At 40.5% G+C, this 24,712-nt stretch carries 19 protein-coding genes and 1 pseudogene; 6 read left to right on the forward strand and 14 right to left on the reverse strand.

Annotation, left to right across the window (positions count from 1 at the left end):
- Positions 1–13: 13 nt before the first annotated feature.
- Positions 14–1,165, forward strand: a complete 1,152-nt coding sequence (locus C9J38_RS04835) for a polysaccharide export protein (protein ID WP_255418761.1) — start codon at positions 14–16, stop codon at positions 1,163–1,165.
- A 27-nt stretch (positions 1,166–1,192) separates the two neighbouring features.
- Positions 1,193–3,349: a polysaccharide biosynthesis tyrosine autokinase gene (locus C9J38_RS04840; RefSeq protein ID WP_107206105.1), complete on the forward strand. Its 2,157-nt coding sequence runs from the start codon at positions 1,193–1,195 to the stop codon at positions 3,347–3,349.
- Positions 3,350–3,389: 40 nt separating this feature from the next.
- Here C9J38_RS04840 and C9J38_RS04845 read toward each other — a convergent pair whose 3' ends face one another.
- On the reverse strand, positions 3,390–3,800 hold the full coding sequence (locus tag C9J38_RS04845) for a hypothetical protein (RefSeq protein ID WP_233218471.1): 411 nt from the start codon (positions 3,798–3,800) through the stop codon (positions 3,390–3,392).
- A 109-nt stretch (positions 3,801–3,909) separates the two neighbouring features.
- Between C9J38_RS04845 and C9J38_RS04850 the strand changes: the two are divergent.
- The 4 genes and pseudogenes from C9J38_RS04850 to tsgA form a co-directional block, all read left to right on the forward strand.
- A pseudogene (locus C9J38_RS04850) lies at positions 3,910–4,583 on the forward strand (NAD-dependent epimerase/dehydratase family protein); the annotation flags it as partial.
- A gap of 25 nt (positions 4,584–4,608) precedes the next feature.
- The gene (galU, locus tag C9J38_RS04855; RefSeq protein WP_107206106.1) at positions 4,609–5,559 is read left to right on the forward strand and encodes a UTP--glucose-1-phosphate uridylyltransferase GalU; all 951 of its coding nucleotides are present in this window, start codon (positions 4,609–4,611) and stop codon (positions 5,557–5,559) included.
- A gap of 218 nt (positions 5,560–5,777) precedes the next feature.
- On the forward strand, positions 5,778–6,788 hold the full coding sequence (rfbB, locus tag C9J38_RS04860) for a dTDP-glucose 4,6-dehydratase (RefSeq protein ID WP_107206107.1): 1,011 nt from the start codon (positions 5,778–5,780) through the stop codon (positions 6,786–6,788).
- A gap of 234 nt (positions 6,789–7,022) precedes the next feature.
- On the forward strand, positions 7,023–8,213 hold the full coding sequence (gene tsgA / locus C9J38_RS04865) for an MFS transporter TsgA (protein ID WP_107206108.1): 1,191 nt from the start codon (positions 7,023–7,025) through the stop codon (positions 8,211–8,213).
- A 106-nt stretch (positions 8,214–8,319) separates the two neighbouring features.
- On the opposite strand, the gene C9J38_RS04870 is transcribed toward tsgA, so the two are convergent.
- The 13 genes from C9J38_RS04870 to nuoG all read right to left on the reverse strand — a co-directional run bounded on the left by C9J38_RS04870 (position 8,320) and on the right by nuoG (position 24,711).
- Positions 8,320–9,174, reverse strand: a complete 855-nt coding sequence (locus C9J38_RS04870; protein WP_107206109.1) for a MurR/RpiR family transcriptional regulator — start codon at positions 9,172–9,174, stop codon at positions 8,320–8,322.
- 37 nt (positions 9,175–9,211) lie between these two features.
- The gene (locus tag C9J38_RS04875; RefSeq protein ID WP_199187017.1) at positions 9,212–9,901 is read right to left on the reverse strand and encodes an N-acetylmannosamine-6-phosphate 2-epimerase; all 690 of its coding nucleotides are present in this window, start codon (positions 9,899–9,901) and stop codon (positions 9,212–9,214) included.
- A gap of 2 nt (positions 9,902–9,903) precedes the next feature.
- Positions 9,904–11,454, reverse strand: a complete 1,551-nt coding sequence (locus C9J38_RS04880; RefSeq protein WP_107206110.1) for a maltose/glucose-specific PTS transporter subunit IIC — start codon at positions 11,452–11,454, stop codon at positions 9,904–9,906.
- Positions 11,455–11,904: 450 nt separating this feature from the next.
- Positions 11,905–13,161 (reverse strand): aromatic amino acid transport family protein, encoded by a 1,257-nt coding sequence (locus C9J38_RS04885; RefSeq protein WP_107206111.1) that lies wholly within the window; start codon positions 13,159–13,161, stop codon positions 11,905–11,907.
- 276 nt (positions 13,162–13,437) lie between these two features.
- Positions 13,438–14,553 carry an alanine dehydrogenase gene (gene ald, locus C9J38_RS04890; protein ID WP_107206112.1) on the reverse strand — a complete coding sequence of 372 codons (1,116 nt, stop codon included), beginning with the start codon at positions 14,551–14,553 and terminating at the stop codon, positions 13,438–13,440.
- A 557-nt stretch (positions 14,554–15,110) separates the two neighbouring features.
- A complete protein-coding gene (locus C9J38_RS04895) occupies positions 15,111–16,553 on the reverse strand; it encodes an NADH-quinone oxidoreductase subunit N (RefSeq protein ID WP_107206113.1) in 1,443 nt (480 codons plus the stop codon).
- Positions 16,540–18,042, reverse strand: coding sequence for a NuoM family protein (locus tag C9J38_RS04900; protein ID WP_105059760.1), 1,503 nt, complete (start codon positions 18,040–18,042; stop codon positions 16,540–16,542). Before C9J38_RS04900 ends, C9J38_RS04895 begins: the two co-directional genes overlap by 14 nt.
- 18 nt (positions 18,043–18,060) lie before the next feature.
- Positions 18,061–19,941, reverse strand: a complete 1,881-nt coding sequence (gene nuoL / locus C9J38_RS04905) for an NADH-quinone oxidoreductase subunit L (RefSeq protein WP_107206114.1) — start codon at positions 19,939–19,941, stop codon at positions 18,061–18,063.
- On the reverse strand, positions 19,941–20,264 hold the full coding sequence (gene nuoK / locus C9J38_RS04910) for an NADH-quinone oxidoreductase subunit NuoK (protein WP_005368949.1): 324 nt from the start codon (positions 20,262–20,264) through the stop codon (positions 19,941–19,943). Before nuoK ends, nuoL begins: the two co-directional genes overlap by 1 nt.
- Positions 20,261–20,794, reverse strand: coding sequence for an NADH-quinone oxidoreductase subunit J (locus C9J38_RS04915; protein WP_107206115.1), 534 nt, complete (start codon positions 20,792–20,794; stop codon positions 20,261–20,263). Before C9J38_RS04915 ends, nuoK begins: the two co-directional genes overlap by 4 nt.
- Before the next feature lie 14 nt (positions 20,795–20,808).
- A complete protein-coding gene (gene nuoI / locus C9J38_RS04920) occupies positions 20,809–21,345 on the reverse strand; it encodes an NADH-quinone oxidoreductase subunit NuoI (RefSeq protein ID WP_369750685.1) in 537 nt (178 codons plus the stop codon).
- 22 nt (positions 21,346–21,367) lie between these two features.
- Complete coding sequence (gene nuoH / locus C9J38_RS04925; RefSeq protein ID WP_045062688.1) at positions 21,368–22,345, reverse strand: NADH-quinone oxidoreductase subunit NuoH; 978 nt, start codon at positions 22,343–22,345, stop codon at positions 21,368–21,370.
- Positions 22,345–24,711: an NADH-quinone oxidoreductase subunit NuoG gene (gene nuoG / locus C9J38_RS04930; RefSeq protein ID WP_107206116.1), complete on the reverse strand. Its 2,367-nt coding sequence runs from the start codon at positions 24,709–24,711 to the stop codon at positions 22,345–22,347. Before nuoG ends, nuoH begins: the two co-directional genes overlap by 1 nt.
- Position 24,712 lies beyond the last annotated feature (1 nt).

Raw genomic sequence — 24,712 nt, forward strand, 5'->3', positions numbered from 1 at the left:
GAATATTTAAATAATGCCCTTCTATAGATGTAAAGCTTTACAAAATGTATGTTTAGTTGGTTTTTTTTGTCTGTTTTTTCTCTCCGGTTGCAGTATGCCTGGAATGCATTTGAATATAAAAAATAAAGAGATAAAAAACACTAAAAATGAATCTATTTTGAACAAGGTAAATATTTATTATTTAGATAGTAGTGTGATAAACAAAGTAAGAAAAAAAGAAGTAAAAGCTAAGACGAATGAACAGTTACAAACAGATATAAACAATTATAGTTATATTGTTGGACCCACTGATGTATTAAATATTACCGTTTGGAATCATCCAGAGCTAACAATTCCGCAAGGACCGGAACGTACACCTGAAGAGGCGGGTACTCGCGTGCATGCTGATGGGCGTATTTTTTATCCTTATGTTGGCTTTATTCATGTTGCAGGACACAAATTATCTTATATACAAAGTGTGTTAACAAAGAAGTTAGCGAGATATATTGAAATGCCACAAATTGAAGTTTCAGTGGCAGCTTATAAATCAAAACAAGTTTATGTAACAGGTTCAGTGAAGCTTCCTGGAGAGCAAGCTATTACAGATAAGGCATTAACATTATTGCTTGCTATTAATAAGGCGAGGGGTTTTAGTATTGATGCTGATTGGCATAATGTTACTGTAACAAGAAATAATAATGTTATTCATTTATCGGCTTACGATCTTATTCAAAACGGCGATTTAACTCAGAATATATTATTAAAAAATAATGATATTATACATATAGCTAATAATGACGATTTAAAAGTATTCGTAATGGGGGAGGTGAATAACCCCCAAACGCTTCAAATTGACCGTTCAGGAATGAATTTAACTGAGGCGCTCAGTACCGTTGGCGGGATTAATGAAATCAGTGCTGATGCTGAAGGTGTCTTTGTTATTAGAATAAATAAAGAGGATAAAGAGGATAAAGAGGATAAAGTTGCAGATATTTATCAACTGAATATGAAAAGTGCAGCAGCTATGATTATTGCCAATCAATTCGAATTAAACCCTCAAGATATAATCTATGTTACCGCATCACCAATGGGAAGGTGGAATAGAGTGATGGCGCAGGTTCTACCAACCATTACAAACTTTACCACACTAACTCAAGGTGTGGATTATTATACGGACCTTAAATAACATGATTAAATTAGGGATGAAATAAGAATGGATAGTAATAGTAATTTAAATCATGATGAGATTGATCTAATATATTTATTTAAATCAGTTCTTGAATCTTGGAAGCTAATTTTAAGTATCACGTGTTTTTTTACTATACTAGGTGTGCTCTATGCGAAGTCAACACCTTTAACTTATCAAGCGGTAGCAAGACTACAAGTAGAGACACAGCATCAGCATTTAGATTTTCACGTGAATGATATTTCAAACTTATTTATATCACAGTCTACAGCAAATACAGAAATAGAGATTATTAAGTCTCGTATGGTGCTGGGGAGAACTGTTGATAATCTAAATCTAACTTTATATTCTTCACCCATATTTACGCCTATCATAGGTAAAAAGATAGCGTATTTTTTAGGTGATGTACCTGAGATTAAAGTTTCACTATTGATAACACCTGAAAATGATAATAAATCAAGTGGTAATAGAGGTGGTGAGTATATTGTAAAAATAAATGATGCTAAGAAAGGGGTATACGATTTTTTTAATAAAAATAATGAACTGATTTTCTCCGGTGAAGTTGGAAAACTAGTAAATAAAAATGGATATCAGTTACTTATTTTACAGCTGAATGGTGAGGTTGGGCAGAAGTTTATCATTAAGAAACTTAATCGTTATAATACGGTATCATCTCTTAGAAAAAGCTTATCTATAAAGGAGTCTGGCCAAGACACAGGTATTTTACAGCTCTCATTAGTAGGTAGTAATCCTCTGCGGATGGAGACTATTTTAAATGATATCGCTAATAATGAGTTGGCACAAAATATCGATCATAATGCGCTAGAAGCAGCTAAAAGTTTAGCTTTTATAGAAAATCAGTTACCTGAAGTTAAAAAAGAGTTGGATATTGCTGAAAATAAACTAAATGCATTTAAAGTGTCTAGCGATTCTATTGATATGGATTATCAAGCTAAGTCGACACTTAATGTTTTAGCATCAGTTGAAAGTAAATTAATTGATTTGGGTTTCAAAGAGTCTGAAATATCTAAATTATATACCAAAGAGCATCCTGCATATGTTTCATTATTACAACAACAAAGGACACTACTAAAAAGAAAAGCTGAATTAGAAAATGAAGTTAGCGCTATGCCTAAAACAAATCAAAAAATAATTACGTTAAATCGTGATGTGATGGCAGCTCAACATATATATATATCGCTTATTAATAAAGTTCAGCAATTAAGAATAAGTCAGGAAAGTACAGTTGGTAGTGTAAGATTAATTGACTCAGCAGAAACGTCACCAATTCCAATTAAACCTAAAAAAGCCCTTATCGTTGTTCTCGCTACCTTACTTGGTGGGATGCTTTCTATTGTAATTGTTTTATTAAAGAAAACTGTTATGAGTGGTATTGATGATCCTCGTCAAATATCATCGTTAGGACTTCCTCTTTATGCAACTGTGCCATACTCCGTTAATCAAAGTAAATTACTTAAAAAAAGTAAAAGCAGTCGTGAATTTAATGAAGAGGGGATGTTACTTGCGTGTCTTTACCCTGATGACTTAGCGATAGAGGCAATAAAATCGTTACGAACAAGTTTATATTTTTCAATATCTACTGCGAAAAATAAGATAATAATGATTTCAGGTTCAAGTCCTGATCTTGGTAAGTCATTTTTATCGAAAAATTTAGCCATAGTATTTTCTCAAGCTAAAAAGAAAGTATTATTTATTGATACTGATATGCGAAAAGGAAAGAGTACTAAAGTATTTAATTTAAAAGGTAAAAATGGACTTTCTGAATATTTAAGTTATCAAGGTAATTTAGATGAAATTGTACAAAAAGCTAATGTTGATAATTTAGATGTTATTTCTTGTGGTTGTATACCCCCCAATCCTTCTGAGTTACTAATGGGAAATAGGTTGTCTGAATTAATGGACTGGGCTAATGAAAACTATGATATTGTTATTGTAGATACCCCATCATTATTAGCTGTGACTGATGCAGCATTAGTTGGTAAGTATGCAGGGGCTAATTTCTTAGTTGGTCGATTTAAAAAGACATCTATACATGAAATTGAAGTAGCAAAAGAGCGATTTAATCATGCTGGCGTAGAGATCACCGGCTTTATACTTAACTCGGTAGAGAAAAAAATCAGTAATACCTATGGATATTATAATTATAGTTATGTTGATAAATAAATATTTTTAACTAGCGAAGTCCTAAATATCCTTTATTATTTTACTCTACGGTTACTTTCACATATTTGATGTATGCATTTCTTAAACGTTGAGTGTTTGCTTTGAAGTAAGCAGGAGAAAGTCGGCCACGGTTCTCATATTGACGAACAATGTTATGCTGAAGATCCGATGAAGCCCCTAAACCAGAGTTTAAGTTATTGTGGCTTTCACCTACGCGTGTTTGCAATGAGTATACAAACTGATCGATACCACATACCTGAGCATAGTCAGGCTTCATATCACGCCAAGGTGTTAATGGGATGGCAATACTAACGGCAACAAAGTCTTCATATTCACTGCTACCTTTTGCTTTCGAAGTTAGGTAGTTAATACTTAATTTAGTATCTCCTAACCAGTGACTAGAAGTTACCAGTACCGTCACCATCGCCAGTATCACCAGTAGGAAGTGCATCTGGATCTTCTGGTCTATTCGGCTCTTTTGATTCTGCTGTTTTTTTATTGCTTCATTTAAAGCCGGGATTTTTTGAATATCTTCTATAGTCTCTGCTTCTATAGCTGTTTTAAATGTATTAGAATTCTATCGCCATAATAATGTTAAGCACCTAATTTATGCCTCTTCTAGCTCTATTTATAGATTAAACGCTAAAACGCCATTTGAAACAAGTGACTCTGTTGATCACCCAATTTCACTCTACGTAGCCAGCAAAAAAGCAAAAAAGTTAATGGCTCACACTATAACTGGCCAACAACAGGCTTACGTTTCTTTACAGTTTATGGTCCTTGGAACCGTCCTGATATGGCATTGTTTAAGTTCACCAATAAGATAATGAATGGCGAGGCGATCGAAATTTATAAGAATGGTGATATGCAACGTGACTTTACATATATCGATGGTATTGTTGAAGGTATTCTACGCATTTAAGATGTAGTACTTCAGAAACAAGCCGGCTGGTCTGTAGACACAGGTTCACCAGCAGACAGCTCTGCACCTTATCGTGTTTACAATATTGGTAATGGTAAGTGTGAAAAGTTAATGGATTATATTGAAGCCCTTGAGTTAAATTTAGATATTAAAGCGAAGAAAAATTTCATGCCAATACAATCGGATGATGTATATAAAACCTATGCTGATAGTAGCGGTTTGTTTGAAGCTGCTGGTTATGAACCTCAAACACCAATTAAAGAAGGTGTTGAGAACTTTGTTCAGTGGTATCGCGACTTTTACAATAAATAAGTTCTTCATTTAATACGGATAAATAATGAATAACAAAATAAATAAAGCTGTCATTCCTGTGGCAGGGTTAGGTACGCGTATGCTTCCGGCAACCAAAGCAATTCCAAAAGAAATGCTGCCGTTAGTTGATAAGCCGCTTATTCAATATATCGTGAATGAGTGTGTAAATGCAGGCATCAAAGAAATTGTATTAGTGACGCACTCTTCTAAAAACGCGATTGAAAACCACTTTGATACCTCATTTGAATTAGAAGCAACGTTAGAAACGCGTGTTAAACGTCAGTTGTTAGATGAAGTCCAAGCCATTTGCCCGAAAGACGTAACTATTATGCATGTGCGTCAAGGTCAGGCAAAAGGCTTAGGTCATGCTGTATTGTGTGCCAAACCGCTAGTAGGTAATGATCCGTTTGCTGTTGTTTTGCCTGATGTGATTTTGGATGAATACTCTGCCGATCAAAGAAAAGAAAACTTAGCGGCAATGATCAGCCATTTTGAACAAACCGATGCAAGCCAAATTATGGTTGAGCCAGTACCAATGAGCGATGTCTCTAAATACGGTGTAGTTGACTGTAACGGCACTGAATTAAAAGCCGGTGAGTCTTGTCCTATGACGCGTATGGTTGAAAAGCCTGCGGTTGAAGATGCGCCATCTAATCTTGCTGTGGTTGGTCGTTATGTTTTATCTCATAGCATTTTGGATAAGCTTGCAATGACGCCACCAGGTGCAGGTGATGAAATCCAGCTTACTGATGCTATCGACATGCTAATGCAAGATGAAACCGTTGAAGCTTTCCACATGACAGGTCGCTCTCACGATTGTGGTGACAAGCTAGGCTACGCGAAAGCCTTTGTTGAATACGGTATGCGAGATAAAGCATTAGGCGAAGCCTTTACTGCTTTTATTAAATCACTCAATGATACCTCGTTTACTGATGGTTTAAATTTAACACCATTAAGAGAAAAAACAGACGCGTAATTGCCTGTTCTCGCTTAAATAAAACAGCCCGATATTAGCTCTTGATTACTAGTGCTTAATAATATCGGGCTGTTTTTGTTTTGGGCTAAAGCATCAATTAAGACTGCTCGTTTCAATTTTATTTTCTACAATTAATAGTTAAAGATTATATTATATTTTTTCTTACTGTTAGTAATTAAGCGTTACAATGGCATGTTTTAAAAATAAGGTCCATTGTATTGAAAATTCTAATAACAGGTGGTGCTGGGTTCATTGGCTCAGCGGTTATTCGCCACTTGATACAAAATACATCTCATCAAGTGATGAACATAGACAAGCTCACGTATGCTGGCAATTTAGCGTCACTTGAATGTGTCAGTGATGATGAAAGGTACAGTTTTGAACAGGTAGATATCACTAACCGAATTGAGATTGAGCGTGTTTTTTCAAAATATCAGCTAGATGCTGTGATGCATTTGGCGGCTGAAAGTCATGTTGACCGCTCGATTGATGGGCCTGCGGCATTTATTGAAACCAATGTGATTGGAACGTATGTATTACTAGACGTGGCAAGGCACTATTTTTCTGCTCTTTCTGATAGTCGTCGTCAGCTATTTCGGTTTATTCATGTATCAACCGATGAGGTTTATGGCGATCTTTCGCCACAAGCACAACCGTTTACTGAAATCTCACCGTATCAGCCATCGAGTCCTTATTCGGCCTCGAAAGCGTCAAGCGATCATTTAGTCAGAGCATGGCACCGTACTTACGGTTTGCCTGTGATTGTAACGAATTGTTCAAATAATTATGGAGCGTATCAGTACCCTGAAAAACTAATACCAGTGGTGATCTTAAATGCTTTAGCTGGGAAACCACTTCCTATCTATGGTAACGGTCAGCAAGTGCGTGACTGGCTGTATGTTGATGACCATGCTAAAGCGTTAGTGGCGGTTCTGGAAAAGGGAAAAGTCGGCGAGACGTATAATATTGGTGGTAATAATGAACAAACCAATATTGCTGTTGTTCATGCTATCTGCGATGTATTGGAGATCTTAGTGCCTAATAAACCGCAAGGGGTTAAGGCATACCGTGATTTGATCACTTATGTGGATGATCGTCCTGGTCATGATAAACGCTATGCGATTAATGCATCCAAAATTTCTCAAGAAGTTGGCTGGACACCGCAAGAGAGTTTTGAAACGGGTTTAAGAAAAACAGTCGAATGGTATTTAGCTAATCCATCATGGTAGCTAGCAATGTAATAGCAGTCAAAGAGTAAGTTTTAACCAGTAAATAGTTTGAGTAGTTAGATTAATACTCACTCTGTTGTGTATTGATGGCTGAATAAAAACTGAAAAAATTGGTGTTTAATCGGAGTAAAACCCATAATAAATATTCTTTGTGAGTATAATCACAATTAAGAGTAATATGAATTGATAGCATTCATCATATTATTATCTATTAGAACGTTTTCAGGATTTGCAATGACAAACACAAATCGCAACCTCCTGACATGGATTAGTTTTTTATCATATGCGCTAACAGGCTCATTGATTATCGTCACAGGTATTGTGATGGGGGATATTGCTAAGTACTTCAACTTACCAATATCAAGCATGAGTAACACCTTTACCTTTTTAAATACAGGTATCTTAATCTCCATCTTCCTTAATGTATGGTTGATGGAAATTGTGCCGTTAAAACGCCAGCTCATCTTTGGTTTTTGTCTTATGGTCTTGGCGATATTCGGGCTGATGTTTGGGCATAGTATCGCGATTTTCTCTGGCTGCATGTTTGTATTAGGTGTCGTGAGTGGTATCACCATGTCAATTGGTACCTATTTGATCACCCATATCTATGAAGGTAAGCAACGCGGCTCGCGTCTACTGTTTACAGACTCATTTTTTAGTATGGCAGGGATGATTTTCCCAATAATTTCTGCAGCGGTTCTGGCTCATCATCTTCAGTGGTACTGGGTGTATGTGGCTATCGGTATTATTTATCTAGCGATTTTTGTGCTGACGTTATTTGCTGAATTCCCTGTACTGGGTAAAAAAGACGAAGAAGAATTTGAAGTCATCCCTGAAAAAGAGAAATGGGGCTTAGGCGTTGTGTTCTTAGCGATTGCGGCCTTATGCTACATTCTTGGTCAGCTAGGTTTTGTTTCTTGGATCCCTGAATATGCCACTAAAGATTTGGGCATGTCGATCACCGATGCGGGTCATTTAGTCAGTTACTTCTGGGGCGCATACATGGTTGGTATGTGGATCTTCAGTGCTATTTTGAAAAAGTTCGACTTACAGCGTCTTGTCATGGTGTTATCGGCATTAGCGACAGGATTAATGTATTGGTTTAATAAAGATACTGATGCCAAAACATTACTGTATGTGATCTCTATTCTTGGCTTCTTTAGTAGTGCGATTTACACATCTATTATTACGCTAGGCTCACAGCAGACTAAAGCATCATCACCGAAGTTGGTGAACTTCATTTTACTTTGTGGCACCATCGGTACTATGTTGACCTTTGTGGTAACCAGCCCAATCGTAGAGAACTTTGGCACACATGCGGCATTAGTTACCGCGAACGGCTTGTATGCGGTTGTCTTCTTGATGTGTTTCTTAGTCGGCTTTGTCACTAAACACCGTATCCATGGTCACGCTGACGCTGAATAAAAACGTACAGTAAAAAGAATATTGAAAGCCATCGTATGTAAGTACGGTGGCTTTTTTTTAATAGCAAGAATAAAAGCCACTATTGCCAGTTTTAAATATTTTTACATTATCCTAATGCTTTAATTGTCTTCATTTTAACGTCTTGTGCTTTTTGAGGTTCGCGTTGAATGAGGAGTGTATAAATAAGATCGATCATAAACAATTGCGACATAACCGTTCCGATAGAGTCCCCCTGAATGAAAGTTTGATCATCACCGGTGATCAATACATGATCTGCCATCTTTGCTACCGTTGATTGATGACAATGTGTGAGTGCTATCGTTGTTGCACCTTCTTCCTTAGCTAAGGAAAGTGATTTGATGATTTCTTGTGACTCGCCTTTATGAGAAATAAAAAAAGCAATATCTTCCTTATTTAACAAGCTCGCACGTATATACATCATGTGGTTGTTGTGGAGTGATTCTGCCTTTAATCCAATACGCATTAACTTTGTGTAGGCATAATTGGCAGCAATACCGGATGATCCGATACCAAAAAAGCAAATGTCACGACAGCGAGTGATTTTATCTACAAGTAATTTTATTTCGTTTGGCTTAATAGGTGATATGGTATCGTTTAAAATTGTATTGAGGTTGTTCTTTAACTTACTAGCGACATCAATAACATCATCTGTTGTTGATAATTCAAAAGAGCCAAGATTAGGATCAATACCGTATTCTTGTTGCGTAGCGTCAACAGCAAGCGCTGTTTTGAAATCTTGGAAGCGATGAAATCCTAACTGACGACAAAAACGTGTCACGCTGGCTTCACCAACAGTAGCCTTTAGGGCGAGATCTGAGATGGAAATAGTGACGACATCATCACTATGCATCAGAATATATTCTGCTAGTTTTCGGCCCGATTTAGTAAAGGTTTCTTGGTTTTTTTGAATTTCTTTTAGTAATGATGTTGTTGAAGTCATAAAAAGGCCTAACAAGGTTAGGCCTCATTGTTATGACCTAACACATTTTAATTTCATCAATAAATGCTGTAGTGATCTGCTTTGGTCGAGTGATTGCACCACCAACAACGACGGAGTAGGCACCTAGCTCAAGGCAGCGTTTTGCTTGCGCCGGCGTACCGACATTTCCTTCTGCAATTACCGGAATAGAAACAGCATCAACGACAGCACGTAAGAATGAAAAATCATGGTTGTAAAGTTTCATTCCTTTCGTTTCAGTAGTATACCCATGAAGGGTAGTGGATACACAATCAAATCCTAATTCTTGTGCCGTTAATGCTTCTTCTAATGTGGCGATGTCGGCCATCAATAACACTGATGGATAGCGCTGTCGAATGTTCTTGATCATCTCTTGAAGTGTCATACCGTCAGGACGTAACCCTAATGAGGCATCAAGCGCGATCATGTCAGGATTCGCTACCATGAGTTCATCGATTTCTTTCATCGTTGCGGTAATGTAAATGGACGAATTGTCGTAATCTCGCTTTAAAATACCAATAACAGGTAATTGCGTAACTTGCTTAATTTCAATGATGTCCTGTGGTGAGTTAGCCCGTATTGCACTGGCTCCGCCCTCTTTTGCCGCTAATGCCATCCGACCCATAATGAAACTGCTATGCAGCGGTTCATCTTCTAATGCTTGGCAAGAAACAATCAGATTATTTTTCACGATTGACAACATATTCATACTTAACATCCTACTGCTTCTTCTACTTCAGTTTTAATAATGGTGACTTGTGGTCCATAGACGATTTGGATCCCATTGCCTTTGATGATCACGGCACGTGCGCCCGTCATTTTTAATAGTGCTTCATTGACGTTTTCACCCTTGATGACGGAGATACGTAATCGTGTCGCACAACAATCAACGTCTTTAATGTTGTCGCGGCCACCCAGTCCTTCGATGATTTTTTCAGTACGTTCAGAGCCTGCAATGTTCTCGATGATGGCGCTGTCATCATCCTCACGACCTGGTGTTTTCAGGTTTTTTCGTTTGATAATGAAAGAGAAACTAAAGTAATAAAGTGCAAACCACACACTACCAATCACCGGAACCATGACCCAGTTTGTCTTTGCGTTACCCTGCAAAACACCAAATAAAATGAAGTCAATAAAACCACCTGAGAATGTTTGTCCAATCGTAATATTGAAGATATGAGCCATCATGAAAGCCAGACCGTCAAAGATGGCGTGGATGAAGTACAAGACAGGAGCGACAAACAAGAAAGCGAACTCTAAAGGCTCAGTGATCCCCGTTAAGAAAGAAGTCAGTACAGCGGTGAACATCAGACTAGCGACGCGTGTTTTATGCTCTTTTTTAGCACACTTATAGATGGCGAATGCGGCACCCAATAGACCAAACATCATGGTAATGAAGCGACCAGACATAAAACGGGCAGTGCCTTCATAAAACTGTTGTGTATTCGGATCGGCGAGTTGGGCAAAGAAAATACGTTGGGTCCCTTCAACTAGCGTGCCGTCAACGATTAAACTGCCACCTAATGCGGTCTGCCAGAATGGAAGGTAAAAAATATGATGAAGACCAAAAGGACCAAGTAAACGAAGCACAAAGCCGTAAATAAACGTGCCGAGGTAACCAGAAGCATCGACGAGTGAACCCAGCGTACCAATGCCGGATTGGACAAACGGCCAAACAATGTACATCAAGACACCCAGCAAAATAGCACTGAATGAGGTGATAATCGGTATAAAGCGAGAGCCGCCAAAGAAGCCAAGAATTTGAGGTAATTCAATTTTGCTAAAACGGTTATGGAGACTGTAAGTCATCAATCCCACGATGACCCCGCCAAAAACCCCAGTATCTAACACTTGCATACCAAGGATCATACCTTGACCGGCATTCCCCAAGTTTTCGGTAAGAAGTTGTCCATTAAGCACCAATAGCGCATTAATGGTCGCGTTCATGACAAAGTAACCTAATAGCGCTGCAAGACCTGCGGTACCTTTATCACTGCGTGCGAGTCCGACGGCTAAACCAACTGCAAAAAGGACCGGTAAATTACCAAAAATAACAGAGCCGGCACTGGCCATGAGCGTGAAGATACATTGCAGTAACCAAATATCGAGAAAAGGATAAGCTTGCAATGTATTTGGGTTAGAAAGTGCGCCCCCAATACCGAGCAATAAGCCTGCTGCGGGTAATACGGCAATGGGTAACATTAAGGATTTTCCGAACTTTTGTGCTTGTTCAAAAAAGCCATTTTTGATGCGGTCTAACATGGTGAAAAACTCCGTAAAATTAGAATTGTCTTTGCATGTTGCGATAAGTGGAGTTTATTTTCATTTTAAGATGGGGAAAGAGGGACAGCTCACAGTTTTATCTGCGCGCAATTTGCAGTGTAAAAACTGTGATGTAAACACACAAAAAAAGGGGGGGATTAATGGGTATAGTGTATGTTGAATTTATTCAACGTTGCCCGTCAGCAATTTTTATCAATACGTCATGCTTTTTGCCTATTTTAAGACACTGCGATGTCATTAATGTCGTCTCATTTTTCCCATTTTTGAATAAAAGCTGTCACCGTAAGGTTTTGATTTTATGCTTATTGATTGTTTTTAAAGGGGATGTGGAGGTAGGGGGGGGACGGGGTAATAGCCTAAGTTATTTAATTGATATATTTATCAGTAAAGAAAACAGCTAACGAATCAGCTGTTTTCTTATCGCACGATTTATACCAAATTATATAGAATCGCTGAGATAGCAATTAAGCCGATAACAGTCACGAAAATATTACTTATCTTTCCGCGATATTTCTTCATTGATTCAACATTTCTAATCGCATACATCGGCAAAATAAATAAAATCAGGGCGATCACAGGGCCTGAAAATGTTTCCATAATACCCAGTACACTTGGATTCTTTACTGCGGCATACCATACCGAGAAAAATAAAATACCAATGGTAAGTTTATTAACAACGTTAGGTTTTAGGTTGGTATGTTTGGCAATGATCCCGCTTAAACTTTCTCGTCCACCAAGGAAGTGACCAAAGAACGATGAGATGATAGCAATACAAGCAATGAAGGGACCAAATGACCCAATCAAGCCACTTCCAGTCACATTTGCAAGGTAAGACAAAATAGAAATGTTTTGTGCCTTAGCTTCGGCTAATTGAGCGGGGGTTAAGCTGAGCGCACAAGAGAAAACGAAGAATAATACAAAGGTGATTAACATCATCGATGTGTGTTTTAAGATAAAGTCGACACGTTTACCTGCCTGCTCTCCGTAATGTCTTTTTTGGGCAACAGAAAAAGTGGAAATCGCAGCGGTGTGGCTGAATGCAAAAATGGTGGTAGGAATAGCGAGCCATAGAGTTTGAGTAAATGTTTTTGCATCTGGCATATCGGTAAAGTTTGGCATTTGCCAATTAGGGATCATATAAACCGAGATCCCAAATAAGATGAAGACTAATGGATAAACAATCACTTCAAAGGCACGTAATACGGTTTTTTCACCGGCTGTCATCACTCCAATTAGGAGGGCAACTAGAACACCAGATAGCAACACCCGCGACGGTGTAGCCATACCCATCTGATTTACCATAAAGCTTTCAACGGTATTGGTTAATCCCACTCCATAAATCATTAAAATCGGAAAAATAGATAAGAAGTAGAGAAGTGAGATCAGAAAACCGAAGCGGTGACCAAAATGTTCTTCGGCAACATCAGTAAACTCAGCTTTCGAGTTATTTGACGATAAAATAAATCGTGCCAAGCCACGGTGGGCCAAAAATGTCATTGGTCCTGCCAGCAAGGCTATAGTGATCAAAGGCCAGAAACCATTTACACCAATATTGATTGGTAAGAATAATATCCCTGCGCCAACGGCTGTGCCAAATAAGCTTATGATCCAAGTTTTATCGTGTTTATTGAGGGTGAGTTTTTGTTCTGCGTGGGTGGATATTTCAATGTTATTGGAAGTCGACATGTGATTGACCTTATTGGTTAATGTATTTGTTATAGGTTTTTTCATATCGAATACAATGTTAACAAATTGGTAATCTTTGCAGTATTCTAAATAGGAATACTTGTTACTTTGATCGCATTAATATTTTGGTTTGTTTAGATTTTTATTTGATTTTATTTTGCTGAGTGTGATTTTAATGGTTTAATATTTTGTGTTGATGGGGTTTTGAGGACGTAAAAACTCCTGCTGGAGGAGTGAATGAGATAACCAGCAGGAGGAGGGGGGGAATGCTATGAATCACGCGATAGCAGAGTCTGCATCAACGTAAGGTAAATCCAATGATGTTGCTACGCTCTCACAAGTGATTTGTCCACGGTAAACATTTAGGCCATTTAATAGGTGCTTATCGTCTTGTAGCGCTTTTTTGTAGCCTTTATTTGCAAGGTTAACAATGTAAGGCAGTGTTACATTGTTTAGTGCCACAGCTGATGTACGAGCAACCGCACCTGGCATGTTTGCCACACAGTAGTGAACCACCTCATCAACAATGTAGGTAGGCTCGCTGTGAGTCGTTGCATGGGATGTTTCTACACAGCCACCTTGGTCGATAGCAACATCGACAATTGCAGCGCCTGGCTTCATCTTCTTGATCATTTCAGCAGTAACCAGTTTCGGAGCCGCAGCACCAACGACTAGCACACCACCGATAACAAGATCTGCTTCAAGCACATGTTTTTCAATTGAGTCATTGGTTGAGTAAACTGTTTTTAGTTTACCGTTGAACTGTACATCTAGTTGGCGAAGTACATCGATATTACGGTCAATAACTGTGACATCAGCTTGTAGACCTAATGCCATTTGTGCTGCATTTGCACCTACAACACCACCACCAATAATCACAACTTTTGCTGGTTCAACACCTGGTACGCCACCAAGTAGTATGCCACTTCCACCACGTGACTTCTCTAATGCGAATGCGCCAGCTTGAATAGACATGCGACCAGCCACTTCTGACATTGGTGCAAGTAGTGGTAGACGACCGTTTTTATCTGTCACGGTTTCGTAAGCAATACACACGGCTTTGCTATTAATGAGATCATGCGTTTGCTCTGGATCCGGGGCTAGGTGTAGGTAAGTAAATAGAATTTGCCCTTCGCGAAGCATCGCACGCTCAACAGCTTGAGGCTCTTTTACTTTTACAATCATTTCTGCTTTTGCAAAAACATCAGATGCTGTTGCTAGGATTTGTGCACCCGCATCAATGTAGTCTTGATCGCTAAAGCCAATACCTGTGCCTGCGTTGGTTTCGACAAAAACATGATGACCATGAGAGACCACTTCTTTAACTGACGCTGGGATCATACCTACGCGATATTCATGTGTTTTGATTTCTTTAGGGATACCAATGATCATAATTTAAGCCTTAATATCTGTTGTTTTGTTTATTACTTGTTATTGGAATGATTAATAGGTTAAACAAAATAACCTGAAATGTGTCACTGTTTTTTAACTAATAACCAACAAAAGAAACCAGTTTTTCGTTTGTTTTTGGTGTTAAAAACCAAATTAGACATTCGTCACAGTTGATAGTTTGTTCTGATGGTTGTTTTTTGGTTCTAATAACTGGTTTTTATTTGTTATTGCAGTATTTAGGTCTTTTTATTATTTAAATTTTGGTTTTTATGACTTTTTATTTTTATGTTTCTTGTATTTTTGATGTCATTTGTTACTTCTAAAGGAGGTTTTGATTTTTAATATCAAAAATCAACGTTAATTAGTTTTATATTCTGCTTGGTTAGATGAGATTTAATTTTTTGTTGATATAGCAGAGGATTGTACTTTTAGTGATGAGCTTTTTCGCAGGGATTTTGTGAGGGATAGGGCTAATTAAATGAGGAAAGTGTAGCTTGAAAGAAATAAAGAGAAGACATGAAGAACCTCGCTGCTTGTACAGCGAGGTTGCTCATTTGTTAAAACATATAAGTAAGCACTGCTTGAGCAAAGATGCCCAATGCGATAGTGGCAAACGCACCGACACTGATCACCACTGTTGAACCAAACTCTACACTTTCAACATTCGCAGATTGGTTGTGGTGGTGATATTCCTCTTTAGCGAAGAAGGCCAGTAGGATACGAAGGTAGTAAAATACGGAGACTGCAGAAGCTAATGCAGCGAGTACAACCATGCCTAAATATCCGTTGCCAAGTACACTTGCGAACAGGAAGAACTTGGCAAAAAAGCCAGCAGTAGGGGGGACGCCCGCCAATGAAAGCACAGCAATCGCCATTGCAACACCAGCGAGTGGGTAACGTCGACCTAAACCGCGATAACCTTTTAATTCACCCGTTGGGTTATGTTTGTTTAACATTGCAATCACAGCAAACGCGACCAGATTCATCACGGCATAGCTCAGCCCGTAATAAGCAGTAGCATGAACCGCTTCTGATAAAGAGGCGCTACTGTTCGGGATCACACTGGTTAGTGCCATGAGTGCGTAGCCGAAGTGGGCAACGGATGAATAAGCCAGAATACGTTTGATATTAGTTTGGTGGAAAGCCAATAGGTTACCAAACACAATGCTAAATAACACAAAGCCCCAAAGTACAAACGAGATTTGATCCCAAATAGGTTCAATCTGAATCACGAAGTGAATAACAAATGTCAGCATTGCAATTTTGGCGATACTACCAATAAATGCCATCACAGGCGCAGGTGAAGCTTGCAGTGTATCAGCCAGCCAACTATGAAATGGCGCTAAAGCTAGTTCAAAGCACATGCCTACAAATAGCAACATAAAGCCGATCAATGCGACTATCGGCATCGCGTTAGCACTGGTGAGCGCTTTTGGTATTTCACTAATAACTATAGTGCCCGCACCAAAATAGATCAGTGCAATACCAAACATAAAGAATGCTGCAGCAACAGTGGCTGTGACAGCATACTTAAGCCCTCCTTCGATGGCTCCTTTACGTTGAGGGTTCCATGCGATTAGCGCAAACATTGGAATGGCAATGGTTTCCATCCCTAGGAATGCTGCTAATAAGTTACTTGCTGAGGCCAAGATAAATGTACCCAGTACAGCTATCAGTATCAGGGCGTAAAACTCTTCTGCAACATGCTTGTTGAGGGCTGGGTAATTTTTAGCCAGTAATATGGTTGCTAGCCCACCTGCTGCGAATAATTCAAAAGCAACGAGTGTGAAATGATCAATAACCACAAAGTTTTCAATATTCGCACTGTGTCCGAATAAAGAAGCCACTGATAACATGGTCGCTAATAGCACCACAATCGATCCCATATAAGGGAGTTGTTGGTTGTTCTTACCCGGCAGAACACCCAATAGTAGGACACCTAAAGCACCTAATCCTAGGATGGCAAAGGGTATTGCACTAATTAACTCATGAGATGACATTGATAACCCCTTCAATCAATGAATATGAACCCGAATGAATGGATGCCAGTGTTTTGGTTGATGACATCATAAGTTGCAGTAAATAGTTCGGCTCTAAGCCAACCCAGAACAATCCAATGACAATGATGGATGCTGTTAGCTTTTCTCGTGCTGTCAGATCTATTAATTTACGTTGTTCATTGTCGTCAGAGATTGGCCCTAAGAATGCCAGTCCATAGGCTCTTAAGAAGTAAACCACACCTAACACTATCGAGAATGCAGCCAAGCTTGTCCAAAGAGGTGAGACAGAGAAACTACCTGCGAGTAGTAAGATTTCACCTGCAAAGTTACCTAATCCTGGAATACCAACACTTGCTGCAACAATAAATAGTAGGAAGACGCCAATACCCGGGAGGACTTTATATAAGCCGCCCATTTCATCAAACTTACCGCTAAACCCGCGCGCTTGAAGCATACGTACAACGGCAAACAGACCTGCCACTGAAAGACCGTGAGCAATTAATTGGATCACTGCACCATTCAATGCTTGAAGTTGCCATGCAAAAATCGCTAAGACCACTAAGTTCATGTGACTGATACTTGAGTAAGCAATCACATTACGGAGATCTTTTTGACGGAAAGCGAGTAGGGCGGCGTATAAGCTACCGATTGCACCCAGTGCCATACCGATATACATCATTTGATGCATTGCTTCAGGGAAGATAGCTAAACAGAAACGCAAAATACCGTATGCGCCGACGTTAGCCATAACACCAGATAGCAGTAGTGATACCGCAGGTGCCCCTTCGCGGTAGGTGTCAGGCGCCCAAAAGTGAAATGGGAAACCTGGGATTTTAATTAAGAAGGCAATTAAGAATCCGCATACAACTGGAATAGCCAATTCACCCGTAATTGGATGGGAAGCTAAGTAGAAGTAATCAAATGTCCATACACCTGTGTTGTTACCATTAATGATGTAAAGAGCAACAAGCGATACAAGCATTAATAAAGAGCCTGTGATGGTCACAAGAACAAATTTTAATGCTGCTTGTTTGGTATCTTTACCGCCCCAGAAACTCAACATGAAGTAAATCGGAATTAACATCAGTTCCCAAAATACGTAGAAGAGCATGAGATCAAGAGCAAGAAATGCCCCCATAATACCACTGAGTGTTAATAGCATTAGTGGGCCAAAAGCCTGCCAACGATTCACTTGGTGCCAAGCTACAAGCATTGCAACGATGAACAAGGTACAGGTTAAACCAATCAGGCTTAAGCTGATCCCATCCATACTGACTAAATATTTAATGCCGAAGTCAGGGATCCAGTTGAGGCTTTCTGTCATGGAAAAACCATGAACTTGATGGGTGATAAATATCCAAGCTACTAACATTGACTCAATAATGAGTGTGGTTAATGTCATGGAGCGTGCAATAAATGGCAGCTTACGGCAACTTGAGCCGATAAGTAGTGCAGCTACCATGGGTAAGAAAATCAATAAACTAAGCATATATCAAACCTAAATAGCTCAAACCAAGTAAAAAAGCAGAAGAACAGAACCTGCAATCATCATAATTACATAACGAGAAAGCTGGCTGCCTTGTACATCACTAACGGCTTCGCCTGAGAGAGATAACATTGCCGCGATCCCTTTCACAATGGCCTGATTCAGCACCCATCGTTCAATAACCGTTTCTAGCAGCTTGGAAAGACCTTTGAAGCCACGAATAACCGTTAGTTTTGACAGGTCGTCGATATACCATGCTGAGTTCAGGAATTGACAATTACCGATGCCATGCCCCTGTTTAAGCTCTTGTTTTACTAAGATGTATGCAATCCATACCCCAGCAATAGCGACTAATGATCCCACCACTTGCAGCATCAGACCTGCAGAGGTTGCAATCTCTGGCGCTGTACCTAGTTGACTGTCAATCCACGGGAGGAATAGGTGAGGGCCAAAAGACCATTCGTTAGGAAACTGCATCCAACCAATAGCGATCGAACCAACGGCTAAAATACCCGTTGAAACTTTCATCTGCCAAGGAAGACCATTATTTTTCAGGTAGCGAGGTTCACTAAATGCTGTACGGTTTTCACCATTGAAGACCATAAAGTACATACGGAAGCTGTAAATACTGGTAAATAATGCGCCCGCTAAACCAAGCGCACCCAGTAACCAACCTAAATGGCCCGTTTCCGTTGCTGCTATGATGGCATCTTTTGAGAAGAAGCTTGCAGTGATGACAGGTAGTGCGGCTAAACTTGCAGAGCCTGCTAGGTAAGTCCACTTAAGCCAAGGAAGTCGTTTGCCGAGACCGCCCATTTTGCGAATGTCATGATCGTGATTAAACATATCGATAATGACACCAGAGCTGATAAATAGCAGTGCTTTAAAACACGCATGAACAATGACGTGGAAAATAGCTAAATCATAAGCACCTACACCTAGCGCAGCAAACATATAGCCAATTTGGCTGATGGTTGAGTAGGCGAGAATACGTTTGATGTCGTTCTGCGCCAGCGCACATGTTGCTGCATAAAACGCCGTAAATGCACCCACAAGTGATACCCACCATGTGACATCAGGTACTAAATTAAAGAGCACATGATTACGTGCAATCAAGTACACCCCAGCCGTTACCATGGTTGCTGCGTGGATCAATGCCGATACCGTAGAAGGACCTGCCATTGATTCAGGAAGCCAAACATGAAACGGGAACTGGGCTGATTTGGCCATACCGCCGAACAAGAATAGAAGACAAATCGCGCCAATTAACCATAAGTTCATCGATTGCTGGCTAGCAATAGTATAGATCTCGTTAAGGTTAACGGTTTTGAACACGGTGAATGTCAGTAAGATACCAATCGCAAGTAAGGTATCGCCAATTCGTGTTACGACGAATGCTTTTCGTCCTGAGTACACATTCTTTTCTTTGTTGTAGTAATGAGAAATCAGTCCGTATGAACATAGCCCCATGATTTCCCAACCTGTGTATAGCAGGATTAAATTATCCGCCATCACAAAGAACAACATGCCAGCAACGAATAGATTTAAATAGCAAAAGTAGCGTCTTTCACCAAAATCACGGCGCATGAAGGGAACGGAGAACAAGTGGATAAGAAATCCAACCCAGCTTGTCACTGTCATCATTACTAGCGAGAGGCGATCAACCGATAAACCAATGTTGACGTTCCAATCACCAACAGCCATCCAGGTCCATAATTGCTGGTGGAAAGCTGGGTTAAAATCACTGGATAGCCATAGCATGCCTGTGAGTACAGCCGACACTAAGACGGAGAGTGAAGCGAGTATACCGCTTGCACGAGTCGGAAAGTGCTTGCCAAATAAGACAATTAAGGCGGCGCTGAAAAGCGGAGCGGCAGGAATTAACCATAACCATGTATTCATTACAGTTCTCCCTTACTAATTAATGTATTGCTGAGCTGGTTAAGTTTGTCGATACGGGTTGTTTTTAGGTGCTTGTACGACAACATGGCGAGCATCAATACAACAGAAAGCTCACAGCCTGCTGCAATCATCAAAAAGATAGTAATGATTTGTCCTGTTGGATTTCCCCAATGTTGACCGGCTTCAACCGCGGCTAACGCAACGCCATTAAGCATGACTTCGATACCCATAAGTACAAACAACAGCTGTCGGCGAACAACAACAATGAGGAGGCCAATAATGAACATGGCAAAGGATAAAATTAAGATAGTCAGTGGACTCATGCGTGCTCCTCCACTTTCTCATCAGTCTCTGAGTGGCGAACTTTCATTTGTGCCGCGAGATAAATCACAGCGACTAACGCACCAAGTAAGAGCGTTGATAGCGCTTCTATCGCGAGTTTGTAATGATTAAATAAATCCGCACCAACAGCTTTAGGGCTGATGGTTTTGATCGTTTCAATTGTATAGAACTGATGACCGTGATGTAGAACGATGAAAGCCTCAACTAACATAACGGTGAGTAAGATCACCGGTAAAATGACAGTGCGATTGGCCGTGAGTGGGAAGGTGCGGCTTGCCGGACTCAACATAATGAAGAAGACAAACAACACCATGATTGCCCCGACGTACAAAATAATTTGTAACGCGGCAATAAACGGCGCACCCAATAAATAGAAAATAACAGCCAGTGCGAGCAGCGATGTGGTTAAATACACCGCACCATGCATCGGCTCTTTGACAAACAGTAAACTGATTGCCGCCAATAGCATGATGGCACTACTGGCATAGAAAATAATATTCCAAGTTAACATGAATGATGATGTCCTTATGGCAGCAGAGAGTACACATCGATTGGTGGTTTTTCATTTTCACCATCGCCGATAGCTTTACCTGTAATTGCTACACCTGCTTGCTTGTAGTAATTAAAGTCTGGGTGTTTACCTGTGCCATCAATGAGTAAGTCTTCTTTTTCATAAAGCAGCTTGTCACGAGAATATTTACCCATTTCAAAATCAGTGGTGCATTGAATCGATAGGGTTGGACATGCTTCTTCACACATGCCACAGAAAATGCAGCGACTGAAATCCAGTTCGAATGTTTTGGCATATCGACGCTCATCTTCTCGCTCAGCACCTTGAATGGTGATTGCATTGGCAGGGCATACTGAAGAGCATAAATAACAAGCAACACAACGTTCATCACCGTCAGGATCGCGCGTTAATACAATGCGACCGCGCCAGCGTTCAGGTAAGTCTGGTTTTACCTCTGGATAACAAACCGTATCGCGTGGTGCCCAAACGTGCTTAATGGTTGCCGCAAAAGCCCCTGTGACCTCTTGTAAAATCTGTATAACTTTCATGATTGTCTCTCTCTAATGTTGGGGGCTACATCCAGAATGTACCGACAAGGGCGGTCACAATGATGTTGACGATGCCGATTGGAAGTAAGAATTTCCAACCAAATGCCATGAGCTGGTCGTAACGCGTTCGCGGTAAGCTGGCACGCATCCATACAAAGAAGAAAACTAACAGGAAGGTTTTCAATACAAACCATAAAACGCCAACAAGCGGATAGGCTTCAGCCCATGGTCCGTGCCATCCGCCGAGGTACAAGGTTGTTGCCATTGCACCGACGAGGATCACACCTAGGTATTCACCAAGGAAAAACATCGCAAAAGGCATACCGCCATATTCGGTATTAAAACCTGCATTAAGCTCGTTTTCGGCTTCAGGCATATCGAATGGCAAGCGGTGAGTTTCTGCAATACCTGCGATTAGGAATACAAGGAAGCCAACCGGTTGAAGGAGGATATACGGTGTCGTTTGTGCATCAACAATTTGCGTTAAGCTAAAGCTACCAGCAAGCATAACCACACCCAATACCGCCATACCCATTGCCAATTCATAACTGATTAGCTGAGCAATAGTACGAATTGCGCCAAGCATGGTGTATTTCGAGCTTGATGCCCATCCGCCTAAAAAGACTCCATAAGCGTGAATGGAGCTTAATCCCATCAAAAAGAGCAGACCGATGTTTAAGTCTGCTGCCCATGAGATATTTTTACCGATAGGCAGTAAGGCAAAGCTAACAAGAATCGATACCACAACAAGGATTGGTGCTAAAGCGTAGAGCTTTTTGTCGACAAACCCAGGCATGAAATATTCTTTTGTTAGCAGTTTTGCTGCATCACATAGTGCTTGGAATAACCCTAATGGACCTGCTCGGTTAGGGCCGTAACGGTCTTGCAATAAGGCAAGACAGCGACGTTCAAATAGAACGGTATAGCCTGCAACTAAAATCAAACCAAAGATAGTGATAACCATACCGACCAGAATAAAAATCCAGTACTGCAATGAATCCATTAGGCTTCTCCCATCATGATGACCGATGCACTACCAATAATGTTTTTGATTTCCTCCTTTTTATCTGTATCAATAAAAAGCTCGGAGGTGCGCTCAAGGCACAATGGTGAAGCAATATCAGCCTGAAGTAGGCGCATATCTGCTTGATTTAAAGCAACCGTGAGGTCAGCAACTTGAGAGGAAATCACCGCAGGGCGTACCAACTTCTGATCACCGCAAATAATCATTAATTGATCACTATTGCTAAGGTTTAGCGAGGCAGCCAGTTTAGGATTTATTGAAGCGGAAGATCCTGGCTTGAGAGAGCGGATTTCAGGCGCATGATCGGCAACATATCCTTCACCAAACCATTTACTTAGTGCAACTTGCGGCTGAGTACTTTGAATTGCAGGTGGATTTGTTTTCTGTTCAAGTGGTAATTGTGTGCACTTAAGCTTGTCTTTTTCGATGATGATCCCGTCATCACCAGCTTGAGGTAGCGTCGGTGCGAGCTCAGTTAACCATTGCTCGATTGTCTCAGGTGATTTCATTAAGGTTTCAATCATGCCATGAGCGTCAATCGTGGCTGTTTTTCTCGCGAAAGCCTTGCTAAAACGCTGTAGTCTACCTTCATAGTTAATCGTCATACCGTCCCTTTCTGGCCATGCTGCGAGTGGCAATAAGGTGTCGCTTAAGTGTGCTGTTTTGGTTAAGACTTTGTCGATCACAATCAATTGGTCTAGCTTGTCATGCAGTGCATGCCACTGTGGGTTATTGGTATTCAGCGGATCGCTGCCGACAACAACTAATGTCTTTATTTTGTCACTCTCTATTTGCGTCATCAGCTCAGCACATGAGTTTTCTTGTGCTGTTAATACTGCATTAACAGAACCGGCACTCGGTAAAGTAATCGCCATTTTGGCTGCAGGTGCAAGTGACTCTGTAATGGTATTAAGTAGAGAGATATCTGCAGTGTTAAGCAGTTCAGCCACACCAATAATGACAGGTTTTTCCGCCTGTTTTAGTGCATTGGCAACATCTTTAATCCAGAGATCTTCCACAGCACCATCATGAACAGCTGTGTTAATTTGTGTTAAACAGTCTTGCCATTGGCTTGGTGCTAACGCTTTAACATGGCCTCGCTGAAGTTTATTCAAGGCTGTAACGAGGTGAGAAGGTGTTGCATGTAATACATACACATCTTTTTTAGCCTTGATAACTTGGCGTACCGCAAGATCAAGCATAGGCGCATGTTCAGTAAGCTCTCCTACCACGAAAACCGCATCTGATTGCTCTATATCTGATATAGAAGGCGCATTGTGATTCGCTGCTACAGCGGTTTTCGTCAAGGCTTCTTGTTGCGGTGAAATAAATGGTGAGAACGGCGCATTCATCTCTTTTGCAATAGCTTTCAGTGCCAAGTTAGTCGTGAGATCTTCTTCTACGGAACCTAAAATACCCACATGACCTTCAGCTCTAACAAGGGCTATTTTCAGTGCATCTAGAGGTGACGTTTTTACGACTTTGCCTTGCTCTGATACGTATTTAGGTCTTGAGTACGACTCGGTGCCATGAGACCCATAACGACCACGATCACAGATAAAATAAGGATTTACTTTTGATGCTTCGTTGTTAGGTTGAACGCGTCGTAGGGTTCCTTCACGTCCACCGACTTCGATATTACACCCCACACTACAACCTGAGCAGATTGAAGGCGCTTTTTCTAACATCCATATACGGCTGTATTTACGGCGGTAAACCTTATCGGTAAAAACGCCGGTTGGACATACGCTGACTAAATTGCCTGAGAATGGACTATCGAATGCGCCATCTTCTGTTCGGCGGAAAAGTACGTGATTGCTTGACCCCATTGCACCAAAATCATCACCAAGCGCATAGTCTTGATAAAAGCGTACGCAGCGATAACAGGTCACACAGCGGTTCATGGTTTGGTATACCAACGGACCGAGGAATTGATCCGGCATGGTACGTTTTTGTCCATCATAACGGCGGTAAGCATGGCCGACACTGATGGTTGTGTCTTGAAGGTGACAGTCACCGCCTTCATCACAAACAGGGCAATCATTGGGGTGGTTGGTCATATAAAATTCAACCACGGCTTTTTGGATTTGTTTTGCTTTTGGCGATTTAAAACGAAATTGCTGGCCATCTTGTGCTGGAATGCTACAAGTCATGACGGTACGCGGTTTTTCACCTTCTTTTTGTGGCACGGTTTCCATGGCACAAATACGACAAGAGCCTGCGGCACCTAATGCTGGGTGGTAGCAAAAATAAGGTGTATCGATCCCCGCTTTACGCGCAGCGTCTAACACATTTTGCCCAGGCTCAAACTTGACAGCTTTGTCATCTATATAGATAGTTCCCATG

Source organism: Photobacterium sp. GB-210, from assembly GCF_003026075.1.
GTDB lineage: Bacteria > Pseudomonadota > Gammaproteobacteria > Enterobacterales > Vibrionaceae > Photobacterium.